The sequence below is a fragment of the Rhizobium sp. PAMB 3174 genome (genome assembly GCF_052908375.1).
In genome coordinates this window covers 4,137,076-4,150,433 of record NZ_CM128608.1, presented here as the reverse complement: position 1 = coordinate 4,150,433, position 13,358 = coordinate 4,137,076, and the positions used below count along the sequence as shown (strand labels likewise).

12 protein-coding genes are annotated in these 13,358 nt (G+C 63.0%); 7 read left to right on the top strand and 5 right to left on the bottom strand.

The window, feature by feature from the left end; genetic code table 11:
* Positions 1-4: 4 nt before the first annotated feature.
* From glgA to ACU5AY_RS19795, 3 genes are read left to right on the top strand one after another with little or no spacing between them, the layout of a single operon-like run.
* A complete protein-coding gene (gene glgA, locus ACU5AY_RS19805) occupies positions 5-1,447 on the top strand; it encodes a glycogen synthase GlgA (protein ID WP_446827486.1) in 1,443 nt (480 codons plus the stop codon).
* A 23-nt stretch (positions 1,448-1,470) separates the two neighbouring features.
* A complete protein-coding gene (locus tag ACU5AY_RS19800) occupies positions 1,471-3,099 on the top strand; it encodes an alpha-D-glucose phosphate-specific phosphoglucomutase (RefSeq protein ID WP_446827485.1) in 1,629 nt (542 codons plus the stop codon).
* Complete coding sequence (locus ACU5AY_RS19795; RefSeq protein ID WP_446827484.1) at positions 3,096-3,389, top strand: hypothetical protein; 294 nt, start codon at positions 3,096-3,098, stop codon at positions 3,387-3,389. Before ACU5AY_RS19800 ends, ACU5AY_RS19795 begins: the two co-directional genes overlap by 4 nt.
* Before the next feature lie 17 nt (positions 3,390-3,406).
* Here the strand turns inward: ACU5AY_RS19795 and ACU5AY_RS19790 are convergent, their stop codons facing one another.
* Positions 3,407-3,844: an FKBP-type peptidyl-prolyl cis-trans isomerase gene (locus ACU5AY_RS19790; RefSeq protein ID WP_446827483.1), complete on the bottom strand. Its 438-nt coding sequence runs from the start codon at positions 3,842-3,844 to the stop codon at positions 3,407-3,409.
* 227 nt (positions 3,845-4,071) lie between these two features.
* On the opposite strand from ACU5AY_RS19790, the gene glgX reads away from it, so the two are divergent.
* Both glgX and ACU5AY_RS19780 read left to right on the top strand, forming a co-directional pair.
* On the top strand, positions 4,072-6,054 hold the full coding sequence (gene glgX / locus ACU5AY_RS19785; protein ID WP_446827482.1) for a glycogen debranching protein GlgX: 1,983 nt from the start codon (positions 4,072-4,074) through the stop codon (positions 6,052-6,054).
* Between the two features lie 35 nt (positions 6,055-6,089).
* Positions 6,090-6,578: a MaoC family dehydratase gene (locus ACU5AY_RS19780; protein ID WP_446827481.1), complete on the top strand. Its 489-nt coding sequence runs from the start codon at positions 6,090-6,092 to the stop codon at positions 6,576-6,578.
* Between the two features lie 31 nt (positions 6,579-6,609).
* Here the strand turns inward: ACU5AY_RS19780 and ACU5AY_RS19775 are convergent, their stop codons facing one another.
* The 4 genes from ACU5AY_RS19775 to ACU5AY_RS19760 are packed head-to-tail and all read right to left on the bottom strand — an operon-like array spanning position 6,610 to position 11,768.
* Positions 6,610-7,164: a sarcosine oxidase subunit gamma gene (locus ACU5AY_RS19775; RefSeq protein WP_446827480.1), complete on the bottom strand. Its 555-nt coding sequence runs from the start codon at positions 7,162-7,164 to the stop codon at positions 6,610-6,612.
* Positions 7,157-10,150: a sarcosine oxidase subunit alpha gene (locus tag ACU5AY_RS19770; protein ID WP_446827479.1), complete on the bottom strand. Its 2,994-nt coding sequence runs from the start codon at positions 10,148-10,150 to the stop codon at positions 7,157-7,159. Before ACU5AY_RS19770 ends, ACU5AY_RS19775 begins: the two co-directional genes overlap by 8 nt.
* Positions 10,147-10,464, bottom strand: coding sequence for a sarcosine oxidase subunit delta (locus ACU5AY_RS19765; protein ID WP_446827478.1), 318 nt, complete (start codon positions 10,462-10,464; stop codon positions 10,147-10,149). Before ACU5AY_RS19765 ends, ACU5AY_RS19770 begins: the two co-directional genes overlap by 4 nt.
* 50 nt (positions 10,465-10,514) lie before the next feature.
* Positions 10,515-11,768 (bottom strand): sarcosine oxidase subunit beta family protein, encoded by a 1,254-nt coding sequence (locus ACU5AY_RS19760; RefSeq protein WP_261928722.1) that lies wholly within the window; start codon positions 11,766-11,768, stop codon positions 10,515-10,517.
* 326 nt (positions 11,769-12,094) lie between these two features.
* Here ACU5AY_RS19760 and rpsU point away from each other — a divergent pair, with 326 nt between their 5' ends.
* Both rpsU and ACU5AY_RS19750 read left to right on the top strand, forming a co-directional pair.
* Positions 12,095-12,319 carry a 30S ribosomal protein S21 gene (gene rpsU, locus ACU5AY_RS19755; RefSeq protein WP_261928721.1) on the top strand — a complete coding sequence of 75 codons (225 nt, stop codon included), beginning with the start codon at positions 12,095-12,097 and terminating at the stop codon, positions 12,317-12,319.
* A gap of 126 nt (positions 12,320-12,445) precedes the next feature.
* The gene (locus tag ACU5AY_RS19750) at positions 12,446-13,348 is read left to right on the top strand and encodes a tetratricopeptide repeat protein (RefSeq protein WP_446827477.1); all 903 of its coding nucleotides are present in this window, start codon (positions 12,446-12,448) and stop codon (positions 13,346-13,348) included.
* Positions 13,349-13,358: the final 10 nt, after the last annotated feature.

Here is a 13,358-nt window from a genome sequence, read left to right as displayed (position 1 = left end):
CGGCATGAAGGTTCTTTCGGTCGCTTCGGAGGTCTTTCCGCTGATCAAGACAGGCGGACTTGCCGATGTCGTCGGTGCGCTGCCGCTGGCACTCTCTGGCAGCGGCGTCGAGATGAAGACGCTGGTGCCCGGCTACCCGAAGGTGAAGGCGGCGCTGACCGCGCCCGTGAAGCTGCACGAATTCGACGATCTCCTCGGCGAAAAGGGCATTCTTCTCGAGGCAAAGTGCGAAGGCCTTGACGTCCTCGTCCTTGACGCCCCCGCCTATTTCGACCGCCCAGGCGGTCCCTATACGGACGCCGCCGGCAAGGATCATCCCGACAACTGGCGCCGTTTCGCAGCCTTCTCGCGCGCCGGAGCCGAGATTGCAGCGGGCGTGATCGGCGGCTGGCGCCCGGACCTTGTCCATGTGCATGACTGGCAGGCGGCCATGTTGCCCGCCTACATGCGCTATGCCGAGACACCGGAAATCCCGAGCGTCATCACCATTCACAACATCGCCTTCCAGGGGCAGTTCTCGCGGGCGATCTTTCCCGAGCTGCAGCTGCCGCCGCACGCCTTCTCCGTCGACGGGGTCGAATATTACGGCGACGTCGGCTTCCTGAAGGCCGGCCTGCAGACGGCAACCGCGATCACCACGGTCAGCCCGTCCTATGCCGACGAAATCCTGCAGCCGGAATTCGGCATGGGGCTCGAAGGCCTGATAGCCTCCCGCGTCTCCAGCCTGCACGGCATCGTCAACGGTATCGACACCGATATCTGGAACCCCGAAACCGACAGGCACATCGAAGCAAACTTCACGGTGGGCGACCTGTCCGAGAGGTCGAAGAACCGCCGTGCGCTTGCCGGACGCTTCGGCCTCGATGACGACAATGGCCCCCTTTTCTGCGTGATCTCGCGCCTGACCTGGCAGAAGGGCATGGACGTGCTGATCGATGTGGTCGACGACATCGTCCGTCAGGGCGGCAAGCTCGCCGTGCTCGGCGCCGGCGAATTCGCCATAGAAGGCGCGCTGCTGGCCGCCGCCTCGCGCCATCGCGGACGGGTCGGCATGGCGCTGACCTACGACGAGCCGCTGTCGCATCTCATGCAGGCAGGCGCCGACGCGATCCTCATTCCGTCGCGCTTCGAGCCCTGCGGCCTGACCCAGCTTTACGGCCTTCGCTATGGCTGCGTACCGGTCGTCGCCCGCACCGGCGGCCTCGCCGACACCGTCATCCACGCCAACCATGCGGCGCTGGCGATGAAATGCGCCACCGGCCTGCAGTTCTCGCCGGTCACCCCCGACGGGCTGCGCGGGGTGTTGAGAAAGGTGTTTCGCCTTTATGAGGACAAGAAGACGTGGACCAAGATACAGAAGCAGGGCATGAAATCGGACGTCTCATGGGAAAAGAGCGCCGAACGTTATGCCACGCTCTACGCCGGGCTTCTTGCCCGTGACCTCTGACATTCCAGGGAGACCCCAACACCATGATCGTCACCGTTGAAACCACGCCCTTCGGCGACCAGAAGCCCGGCACGTCCGGACTGCGCAAGAAGGTGCCGGTCTTCGCCCAGAAGAACTACGCCGAGAACTTCATCCAGTCGATTTTCGATTCGCTGGAAGGCTTCTCCGGCAAGACGCTGGTGATCGGCGGCGATGGCCGCTACTACAACCGCGAAGTCATCCAGAAGGCGATCAAGATGGCGGCCGCCGCCGGCTTCGGCAAGGTCATGGTCGGCCAGGGCGGCATCCTGTCGACGCCCGCGGCCTCCAACGTCATCCGCAAGTACAAGGCCTTCGGCGGTATCGTGCTCTCCGCCAGCCACAATCCCGGCGGCCCGAACGAAGATTTCGGCATCAAGTACAATATCGGCAATGGCGGTCCGGCCCCGGAAAAGATCACCAATGCGATCTATGCCCGGTCGAAGGAGATCAAACAGTACGCAATCGCCGACTGCCCGGACATCGAACTCGACAAGGTCGGCACACAGACCGTCGAGGGCATGACCGTCGAGGTCATCGATCCGGTCGCCGATTATGCGGAATTGATGGAAAGCCTGTTCGATTTCGCCGCCATCCGCGCGCTGATTTCCGGCGGCACCCGCGTCGTCATCGATTCCATGGGCGCGGTCACCGGCCCCTACGCGACGGAAATCCTCGAGCGGCGGCTCGGTGCGCCCCCCGGTTCGGTCAGGAACGCCGTTCCGCTCCCCGACTTCGGCGGTCATCATCCCGATCCGAACCTGGTGCACGCCAAGGAACTCTATGACGATGTGATGAGCCCCGACGGCCCGCATTTCGGCGCGGCCTCCGACGGTGACGGTGACCGTAACATGATCGTCGGCAAGGGCATGTTCGTCACCCCGTCCGACAGCCTGGCGATCATCGCCGCCAATGCTACGGTCGCGCCCGGCTATTCCAAGGGCATTGCCGGTATCGCCCGCTCCATGCCGACCAGCGCGGCCGCCGACAAGGTGGCCGAAAAGCTCGGCATCGGCATGTACGAGACGCCGACCGGCTGGAAATTCTTCGGCAATCTGCTCGATGCCGGCATGGCCACCGTCTGCGGTGAGGAGAGCTTCGGCACCGGCTCGGACCATGTACGTGAAAAAGACGGCCTGTGGGCCGTGCTCTTCTGGCTCAACATCATGGCGGCCCGCAAGGAAAGCGTCGCCGATATCGTCAGGAAGCACTGGGCCGAGTATGGCCGCAACTACTATTCCCGCCACGACTATGAAGAAGTGGATACGGATGCCGCCAACGGCCTGATGGCGGCGTTGCGCGGCAAGCTCACGACCCTGCCCGGCACGAAGATCGGCGCGTTGACGGTCGAGGCCGCCGACGATTTCGCCTATCACGACCCGGTCGATCATTCCGTCAGCGAGAACCAGGGCATCCGTGTGCTGTTTGAAGGCGGATCGCGCGTCGTCTTCCGCCTGTCGGGCACCGGCACGTCCGGCGCGACGCTGCGCGTCTATGTCGAGCGCTACGAGCCCGATCCGGCCAACCACGGCATCGACACGCAGGAAGCGCTCGCCGACCTTATCTCGGCCGCCGACACGATTGCCGAGATCGGCAAGCGCACCGGCCGCACCGCTCCGACCGTCATCACGTGATGCGAGGTGGCACGCGGAGCCTTTCGGCGGCACTCGTCGCCGCAGCCGGCATGCTGATGCCGGCGGCAACCTTCGCGTTCACGCCCGAGCAGCTGGCAAAGGGCGAAGCACATTACAAGCAGGACTGCGCCCGCTGCCACGCCTCGCCGCAAATGCTGCTGGAGAACACGCCGGGAGCAACCACGTTCAAAAAAGGCGTCTGGATGACGCCTTTTCTCGCCCGGCACCACGCGCCCGTCCAATCGACGCGCGCGCTGATCATCGGCTATATCGAGAGCTTCGGAGACTGAGCTCTGAAATCGAGGCCTCAGGCAGCCTTGATGATTTCCACCAGTTCGACGTCGAAGACGAGGTCCTTGCCCGCCAGCGGATGGTTGGCGTCGACCGTCAATGCGTCGTCTCGTACCTCGGTGACGAGGAGCATCAGCGTGCCACCGTCCTGGGTCTGCGCCTGCAGCTGGATGCCCGGTTTCACGTCGATGTTGGCGGGAATTGCCGACCGCGGCACGGACTGCACCTTCTGCGGATCGTGCGGACCATAGGCCTGCTCCGCCGGCACGGTGACAGTCTGCTGGGCGCCGAGTTCCATGCCGTCGATTTCCTTGTCCAGACCCGGAATGATCTGGCCGGCGCCGACAGTGAATTCCAGGGGATCGCGGCCGCTCGACGAATCGAACTCGGTGCCGTCCGTCAGCTTGCCCGTGTAATGGATGCGAACCGTGTCGCCGCTCTTTGCTTGCGTCATATGCTTCAACCTTTTGGCTGGATTTGGAAGGTGACCGCATACATGGGACTGAATACGGCCGGTTGAACGGCCTTTTCCTGTGACCTCGGCCAAGCCTAAAGAAAACGATCGCGGGATGCAAACCGCCGCGGCCTGTCGACAAGTCCCGGAAATTGATTATCAATATCGGACAAGGGACTCGCTGCCGGAGCGGCGACGACCCCGGCACAGTCAGACTGGACCCGCGAATGGCTTTCACCTCCCTCGGCGCCACGCTTACCGACAGCGGATGCGATTTCGCGATCTGGTCCAAGCACGCCTCACGCATGAACCTCTGCCTGTTCGACGCGTCGGGCAAGAAGGAGATCAGCCGCCTGCCGATGGTGCGCGGCAGTGACGATATCCATCGTGTGTCCGTGGAGGGAGTGCGGCGCGGCACGCGTTACGGATTTCGCGCAGAAGGCGTCTATTCCCCCGATCACGGCCTCTGGTACGACGCGGCCAAGCTGCTGGTCGACCCTTACGCCAAGGAACTCGACAGGCCGTTCACCTATAGCAAGCGCCTCTCCGAATTCGGATACGACACGGCAAGCCTTGTCCCCAAGTCGATCGTGACCGCTCCGGAGACTGTGGAGATCAAGGCGCCGCTCTTCCGCCCCGGCGGCTTCATCTACGAGGTCGCCGTAAGGCCATTCACCAAGCTGCATCCGGATATTCCAGAAAAGAAGCGTGGCACCATCGGCGCGCTGGCTCATCCCTCCGTCGTCGATCACCTGCTGAAACTCGGCGTCGACGCGGTCGAGCTGATGCCAATCACAGCCTGGATCGACGAGCGCCATCTGCCGCCGCTCGGCCTGAAGAACGGCTGGGGCTACAATCCCGTCACCTTCATGGCGCTCGATCCGCGCCTCGCCCCGGGCGGCGTCGCGGAATTGCGCCAGACCGTGGCGACACTGAGGGACGCCGGCATCGGCGTGATCCTCGACCTCGTCTTCAACCACACGGGCGAGAGCGACCGCCACGGCCCCACGCTGTCGCTGCGCGGCGTCGACAATCTTTGCAGCTTTTTCCATGCGCCCGACAATCCCGGCCTGCTCGTCAACGATACGGGCTGCGGCAACACGGTCGCCTGCGATGCACCCGTCATCCGCCAGATGATCGTCGACAGCCTGAGACATTTTGTTCTGGCCACCGGCGTCGACGGATTCCGTTTCGATCTGGCGCCAATTCTCGGACGCGATCTGCAGGTCGGCTTCAGCCGTGATGCGGAAACGCTGAAGGCGATCCAGACGGATGATGTGCTTTCAGACCGGATTCTGATCGCCGAGCCCTGGGACATCGGCCCCGGCGGCTACCAGCTGGGCAATTTCCCGGAAAAATTCCTGGAGTGGAACGACCGGGCGCGCGACGACATGCGGCTCTACTGGCGCGGCGACCGGTCGATGACCGGCGCCATGGCGACCGCGCTGGCCGGCTCTTCGCCGATCTTTTCGCGCCATGGCGGACGCCGGACGCGTTCCGTCAATTTCCTCGCCGCCCATGACGGTTTTACGCTGATGGATCTTGTGTCCTATGAGCGCAAGCACAATGAGGCGAACGGCGAGGAAAACCGCGACGGCCATAACGACAATCACTCGTGGAACAACGGCGCGGAGGGCGACACGGCCAACCGCACGATCCTCAAGAACCGCCGCGACGACGTGATGGCGATGCTCTCGACGCTGTTTTCCAGCCGCGGAACGGTCATGCTGACCGCCGGCGACGAGGGCGGCCGCAGTCAACAGGGTAACAACAATGCCTACGCCCAGGACAACGAGATCACCTGGCTCGACTGGGAGGCGATGGATGAGAGGTTGATCGAACACGTCGCCTTCCTGTCGGCCATCCGCAAACGTTTTGCCGCGCTGCGGGAGACGGCATTCTTTGCAGGCGATGACGGCGACATCGAATGGCTGAACCGCCACGGACAACCGATGTCGGTCGCCGACTGGGAGACACCCGACCTCGATGGGTTTGTCATGCTGCTGCGCACCCCCGACATCAAGGCTGCGATGACGGATACCCGCCTTGCCGTTCTCGTCAATCGCGGCCGGGAACCCATGGAATTCACCCTACCCGACCGCGACGGAACCCGCTGGATGCAGGTCTTCGCGCGGGGAGACCGGCCGGCACGGACACCTGTCGTCCTTGCCCGCCGCACTGTCGCCTTTTATACAGAGCAGGAACTCTAGGCCCCGTATTAATCCCTTTTGAAAGAACTCCCTTCATGCCTTCAGAAATTGCACTGTCTGAGGTCACAGGCCTTGTAGGACAGGAGATCGGCGTTTCCGACTGGATCGTCGTCGACCAGTCGATGATCGATGCCTTTGCCAGCGCCACGCTGGATCACCAGTTCATCCATACCGACCCGGTAAGAGCTGCAGCGGAAACGCCATATGGCGGAACCATCGCGCACGGCTTCCTCACGCTCTCGCTGCTGTCGGCCATGAGCTACAGCTGCATTCCGCGCATTCGCGAACAGACGATGGGGGTCAATTACGGCTTCGACAAGGTGCGGTTCGTCTCGCCGGTCAGGTCCGGCAAGCGCGTGCGGGCGCACTTCACCCTCGCCGAGGCGAGGTTTCGCGGTGGCTCCATGCTGATGAACACCTACGGGGTGAAGATCGAGATCGAGGGCGAAAAGAAGCCGGCCCTGACCGCCGAATGGCTGACGATCAGCCAGTTCGATCCCAAGGACCGGCCCGACAACGTCTGACCGGCCGCAGGACAAGTAAAGAGACGCCGCTTCAGAGCGCGGCGTCCTCGGCGCCTTCCGTCAGAAGGCCAAAGGCGTAATCGGCAAACGAGCGCCAGCATTCGACGCGGAACGTGTCGTCCGCCGTACGCAGCAGAACGATCTCTATCTTGCCGAAGATCGTGCGCGAGCAGGCGCCGACCGGAAAGGTGGCAAGCGACAGGTCCTGCGGGCAGCCGCTGCTGACGGTCGCTTCCGCACCGGGACCCGAAACGATGATCGCCGTATTGCGGTGCGACACATCCGTTGCCGAATGCAGCGTGCCCGAAGACGCCGCTACCGCCATCAGGTCGGCCTCGTTCTCATCGATGATCAGCCATTCGTCAGGACCGATCCAGAGCGCATGCCGTCCGTCGGCGCTGTTCGATGTCTTCGGCTTGACCGGCAACGTCAGTCCCAGCGCGCCCGAAAGGGCAGACAGGGAACCGGCCGGCGCACGCAGCGAAATGCGGCTTGCCGGAACGGCCGGAGTGAGACGGACGACGGCGGAACCGCCGAACCGGCCGGAGAGAACGCCTTCGCGGCTTGCCTGAGCGATATCAGCCATTGATCCGGCCTCCTTCCTTGTCAAAGAACACCATGTCCGTCACCTCGACCTCGATGGTGCGGTCTGCCATCGGCACATAGAGCGTCTGGCCCATCCGGGCCTGGCCGCCGGCCACCAGCGCGAACGCGATCGAATGGCCGCAGTTTTCCGACCAGTAGGCCGACGTCACGTGGCCGAGCATCGTCATCGGCTTCGGCTCGTTCGGATCGGCGACGATCTGCGCGCCTTCTTCCAGCACGACCTTTGGATCCTTGGTCTTCAGGCCGACGAGCTGCTTGCGTCCCTCGCGAACGAGGTCAGGACGCTTCAGACCGCGAATGCCGACGAAATCCGTCTTCTTCTTCGAAACGGCCCATGCAAGGCCCGCGTCATAGGGCGTCACCGTGCCATCGGTATCCTGACCGACGATGATGTAGCCCTTCTCGGCGCGCAGCACGTGCATGGTCTCTGTACCGTAGGCGCAGGCGCCCATGGCTTCGGCACGCTCCCAGACGGCTTCCCAGACGGCCTTGCCGTAATCGGCCGGCACGTTGATTTCGAAGCCGAGTTCACCGGTGAACGACATGCGGAAGAGCCGTGTAGGCACGCCGCAGATCTTGCATTCGGCGACGCTCATATGCGGGAAGGCCTCATTGGAAAGGTCGATGCCTTCGACAAGCGGCGCAATGATCTCGCGCGCCTTCGGACCTTGGACGGCGATGACCGCCCACTGCTCCGTGGTCGACGTCAGCCAGACGTTCAGTTCGGGAAACTCCGTCTGCAGATAGTCTTCCATGTGTTGCAGGACGCGCGGCGCGCCGCCGGTCGTCGTCGTGACGTGGAAGCGGTCTTCCGCCAGGCGTCCTACAACGCCGTCGTCATAGACGAAGCCGTCCTCGCGGGTCATGATGCCGTAGCGGCAACGGCCCGGCTTCAGCGTATCCCAGGCGTTGGTGTAAAGCAGGTTCAGGAACTTCGCCGCATCCGGCCCCACGACCTCGATCTTGCCGAGCGTCGAGGCGTCGAACACGCCTGCAACCTCGCGGACCGTCTTGCACTCGCGGTCGACGGCCTGATGCATGGTCTCGCCAGCCTTCGGGAAGAACCAGGCGCGCTTCCAGTTGCCGACGTCTTCAAATTCTGCGCCACGCGCCTCGGCCCAGGAATGGATCGGGGTCTTGCGGGCGGGATCGAACAGCTTGCCGCGCGAATGGTTGATCAGCGTACCAAACGTGACCGGCGTGTAGGGTGCGCGGAAGGTTGTGAGACCCACTTCCGGGATATCCTTGCCGAGCATTTCCGCGGCGATCGCCAGGCCATGCATGTTGGAAAGCTTGCCCTGGTCGGACGCCATGCCGTTGGTCGTGAAGCGCTTGATGTGCTCGATCGAGCGCATGCCTTCGCGAACGGCGAGACGAATGTCCTTGGCGCAGACGTCGTGCTGGAAGTCGATGAACGCCTTGACGGCGGTCTCAGGTCCGGCACCCTCGGCAGCACCGATCATGCCGCCGGTCCATTCATAGGCCGACGAACCGGAGACAGCGACCTTCTCGCCAGTCGCGAATCCGGTCTCGGCAGCCATGGCCTCGCCGGCGGCGATCGCCTCGTCGATGGCCGCCTGAATGGCGTCCGTACCGTTGCAGGCGCCGACACAGATGCCCTTCTCGGCATAGATGTTGGGCAGAAAGCGCTGCTTTTCGGCGTCGAACTTCAGCTTGCCGCGCGACTGCGAGAAGAGATGCACCGACGGCGTCCAGCCTGCCGACACGATCAGCGCGTCGACGGCGTATTTCTCGCCGCGGCTTGCGCCGTTGCGGGCAACCGTCATCGAGTTGACGCGCAGCTTGCCCGTCGTGCCGATCACCGAATGGCCGATCAGCACCTTGATGCCCAGCCGCTCGGCTTCCTTCAGGACGGCAATGCCTGGCTGCTTGCGGCAGTCGACGATGGCAATGATCGAGACACCGGCGCGCTTGAGGTCGAAGGCGGCCTCATAAGCCGAGTCATGCGCAGTGTAGACGCCGATCTTGGTGCCGACCGCGACGCCGTACTGGTTGAGATAGGTGCGCGCTGCCGATGCCAGCATGATGCCGGGACGGTCATTGTTGGCGAACACCATATGCCGCTCGATCGAGCCGGAAGCGATGATCACGCGCTTGGCGCGGACCTGCCACAGCCGCTCGCGCGGCAGGGCCTTGTCGAAGGCGGCGAGGTGATCGGTGACGCGCTCGGCGAGACCGATGAAGTTGTGGTTGTAGTAGCCGAAGGCGGTCGTGCGGGTGAGCACGGTGACATTGTCCATTGCCTTCAGGCGGGCAACGGTCGCCTGTGCCCAGTCATAGCCGTTCATGTCGTCGATGACGACGTCGGTGTCGAAGCGTAGCGCGCCGCCGACTTCCGGATTTTCGTCGACGAGAATGACCTTCGCACCGGTCTTCGCAGCGGCCAGCGCGGCCGAAAGGCCGGAAACACCACCGCCGACGACGATCACGTCGCAATGGGCATAGCGCGATGCGTAGTGATCCGGATCCGCTTCCTTCGGCGCGACGCCGAGGCCGGCGGCGCGGCGGATGAAGGGCTCATACAGATGATGCCAGGCGACCTTCGGCCACATGAACGTCTTGTAGTAGAAGCCGGCGGCGAAGAAGGGCGAGAAGAAGTCGTTAATGGCGCCAATGTCGAAGGCGAGCGACGGCCAGCGGTTCTGCGAAGACACCTTCATGCCGTCGAAGACTTCCTGGACGCTTGCGCGCACGTTCGGCTGCTTGCGGGCAGCGTCGCGCGACACGTCGATCAGGGCGTTCGGCTCTTCCGGACCGGCCGACAGGATGCCGCGCGGACGGTGATACTTGAAGGAGCGGCCGAGCAGATGCACGCCGTTGGCAAGCAGTGCCGAGGCGACGGTATCGCCTTCAAGCGCGGTGTAGGTGCGGCCGTCGAAGGTGAAACGGGCGGTCTTGGCGGGCGTCAGACGACCTGCGCCGGGAATACGGTTGGCGCCGCTCATTTCTGCATGTCCTTCTGGTTACCGGTGGCAACGGAGGCGAGATCCGGCTTCGGCTCGCCCGCCTTGTAGGTGGTGATGAACTTGTCGCTGACGGTATCGCGCGCCGCGTTGAAGAAACGGCCGCAGCCGTGAATGTGCCGCCAGCGCTCGAAGATGACGCCCTTCGGATTGTCGCGCAGGAAGAAATACGCCTCGAACGCTTCGTCGGAAATCTCGGCGATGTTGGCCGGACGGACGATATGGGCGTCGCCGGCATTGCGGAATTCGAGCTCGGAGCGCTCTTCCTCGCAGTATGGGCAGTGGATCAAAAGCATGTCTTAACTCCCGGTCGGGTGGAGACCGTCAAATCTGCGAAACATCGGGATCAGTGCGCCACGGCGGCAGCCGCCGCCTCGTCGATCAGGCGTCCCGAACGGAACCGGTCCAGCGTCAGCCCGGCGGCGAACTTGTGCGGCTCGTTCTTGGCGATCAGGTGCGCGAAGAGATGCGCGGATCCCGGCGTCGCCTTGAAACCGCCCGTGCCCCATCCGCAATTGACGTAGAGGCCCGGCACCGGCGTCTTCGACTGGATCGCCGAACGGTCCGGCGTGTTGTCGGTAATGCCGCCCCACTGGCGCATCATCTTGACGCGGCGGAAGATCGGGAAGATTTCGCAGATGGCGTCGAGCGTATGGGTGATGATCTGCAGGCCGCCGGTCTGCGAGTACGAGACGTACTGGTCGGTGCCGGCGCCGATGACCAGCTCGCCCTTGTCGGACTGCGAGATGTAGGCATGCACCGTGTTCGACATTACCACGCACGGGAAGATCGGCTTCATCGGTTCCGACACCAGCGCCTGCAGCGGATTGGAATGCAGCGGCACGCGCACGTCGGCCATCGACATGATCGCAGTATTGTGGCCGGAGGCCGAAACGCCAATCTTCTTGGCGCCAATGAACCCACGGCTCGTCTCGACGCCGGTCACTTCGCCGTTCGGACCGCGGCGGATGCCGGTCACTTCGCAATTCTGGATGATGTGCACACCGAGATCGGAGGCCGCACGGGCATAGCCCCAGGCAACCGCATCGTGGCGCGCCGTGCCGCCGCGGCGCTGCAGCGCTGCACCATTGATCGGGTAGCGGGCCGACTTGGAAATGTCGAGCGGCGGGCAATAGGCCTTCGCCTGCTCCGGCGACAGCCATTCGTTGTCGATGCCATAGAGACGGTTTGCGTTCACATGGCGCTTGAACGACTGCACGTCATGGACGTTGTGCGACAGCATCATCACGCCGCGCGGCGAATACATGACGTTGTAGTTGAGCTCCTGCGACAGGTTCTCCCAGAGTTTCAGGGAGTGCTCGTAAATGTGCATGCTCTCTTCGTAGAGATAGTTCGAGCGGATGATGGTCGTGTTACGGCCGGTATTGCCGCCGCCGATCCAACCCTTTTCCAGGACCGCAACGTTGCGGATGCCATGCTCCTTGGCAAGATAATAGGCCGCGCCCAGACCATGGCCGCCGCCGCCGATGATAATGACGTCATAGGCCGCATTCGGCTCGGGCGACGCCCACTGCGCGCCCCAACCCTTGTGGTGACGCATTGCCTCGCGGGCAACGGCGAAAATGGAATATTTGCGCATGGCGCCCTGTCACTCCTTGACCAAAGCAAGATGGCCGGCAAAACCGGATATTTGCAGAGCCTAGCAATCGCAAATCGCGCCCCGGCGCAACGGCTCTTTTGCGACGCATTCACGCATCGCTTTCGACACTGCGACGGACAGTACATCAGATGCCGCCCGGGATCGCAAAAAATCTGCCCCGAGGCCTACTCTCCCGCTGGACTTGAAGCGGACGATCTGATATCCCGCTTTCCAATCGCAAGGCTTGCGCACTGCGAATTATTATTATTTTGCCTGCTGCAATGCCTGCGGGCGAGCAACACCAACACCAAAGGAACGGGATTCACGTGCAGGTACTTGTCCGCGATAATAACGTTGATCAGGCTCTCCGCGCTCTGAAAAAGAAGATGCAGCGCGAAGGCATCTTCCGCGAAATGAAGATGCGCGACTACTACGAAAAGCCGTCGCAGAAGCGCGCGCGCGAAAAGGCAGAAGCCGTCCGCCGCGTACGCAAGCTGGCACGCAAGCGCGCCCAGCGCGAAGGTCTCGTCGGCAACGGCCGTAGCCACTAATTGACCGGTCGTCTTTTTGACGTTTTCGGATGTAACTTGGGCGGAGGCGACCTGATCGCCGCCGCCTTTTGCTTTTCAGACGATGTGAACGATACGAACTTCGTACCGTAGGGGGAATAAAGCCTGATGACGGCTGATTTGCGCGACCGCACCATTCGCAACCACGTTTCGGCGACTTCAACGCGGACGATCAAGCGCTCGGCATTTGCCGTCGCCCTGCTCGCGGGCGCCGCACTTCTGCAAGGCTGCGTCAGCACACCGACGAGCAGTGATGTGATCAAGCTTGACCGGGCACAAGGCTCGGAACAGAACATCGCCTCGCTGACCGCTGTCATCAACGCCAATCCGAACGACCCGCAGGGCTACAACACCCGCGGCTATGCCTATGGCAGCGCCGGCGAGTTCAACAAGGCGCTGGAAGACTTCAACCGCGCCATCCAGCTCAACCCGCGCTTCTATCAGGCCTACGCCAACCGGGCGCTGATCTACCGCAACATGGGCAAGCCGGTCGAAGCCGCACAGGATTACAGCCGCGCACTGCAGATCAACCAGAATTATGACGTCGCCTACATTGGCCGCGGCAACATCTATCGCCAGGCCGGCCGTATCGACGAAGCGTTCAGCGATTTCAACCGCGCCATCCAGCTCGACACGACCGACGGGCGCGCCTACCACAATCGCGGCCTGATCTACCAGAAGCGCGGCCAGCACGAAAAGGCGATCGACGATTTCTCCAAGGCGATCTCGCTGTCGCCGAACTCGCCGGAACCCTATAACGGCCGCGGCCTCTCCTATGTCGCGCTGAACGACGACGAGAACGCCTTCGCCGACTTCAACCACGCCATCGAACTGGACCCCAGCATCGCCGAATCCTGGGCAAACCAGGCATTCATCTACGAGCGCCGCGGCGACTTCACCAAGGCGGCCAAGTCCTATCGCCATGCCCTGGGTCTGGACCCGAAGTACACGCCGGCCCGCGACGGGCTGGACCGCGTGCAGGGCAAGACCAACACGGCAAGCGCCGGCTGATCAAGCCCGT

Excerpts from the sequence above, each read along its gene's own strand:
- glgA (WP_446827486.1), top strand. The coding sequence starts at position 5 with ATGAAGGTTCTTTCGGTCGCTTCGGAGGTCTTTCCGCTGATCAAGACA.
- ACU5AY_RS19800 (WP_446827485.1), top strand. The coding sequence starts at position 1,471 with ATGATCGTCACCGTTGAAACCACGCCCTTCGGCGACCAGAAGCCCGGC.
- ACU5AY_RS19790 (WP_446827483.1), bottom strand. The coding sequence starts at position 3,844 with ATGACGCAAGCAAAGAGCGGCGACACGGTTCGCATCCATTACACGGGC.
- glgX (WP_446827482.1), top strand. The coding sequence starts at position 4,072 with ATGGCTTTCACCTCCCTCGGCGCCACGCTTACCGACAGCGGATGCGAT.
- ACU5AY_RS19780 (WP_446827481.1), top strand. The coding sequence starts at position 6,090 with ATGCCTTCAGAAATTGCACTGTCTGAGGTCACAGGCCTTGTAGGACAG.
- ACU5AY_RS19775 (WP_446827480.1), bottom strand. The coding sequence starts at position 7,164 with ATGGCTGATATCGCTCAGGCAAGCCGCGAAGGCGTTCTCTCCGGCCGG.
- ACU5AY_RS19770 (WP_446827479.1), bottom strand. The coding sequence starts at position 10,150 with ATGAGCGGCGCCAACCGTATTCCCGGCGCAGGTCGTCTGACGCCCGCC.
- ACU5AY_RS19765 (WP_446827478.1), bottom strand. The coding sequence starts at position 10,464 with ATGCTTTTGATCCACTGCCCATACTGCGAGGAAGAGCGCTCCGAGCTC.
- ACU5AY_RS19760 (WP_261928722.1), bottom strand. The coding sequence starts at position 11,768 with ATGCGCAAATATTCCATTTTCGCCGTTGCCCGCGAGGCAATGCGTCAC.
- ACU5AY_RS19750 (WP_446827477.1), top strand. The coding sequence starts at position 12,446 with ATGACGGCTGATTTGCGCGACCGCACCATTCGCAACCACGTTTCGGCG.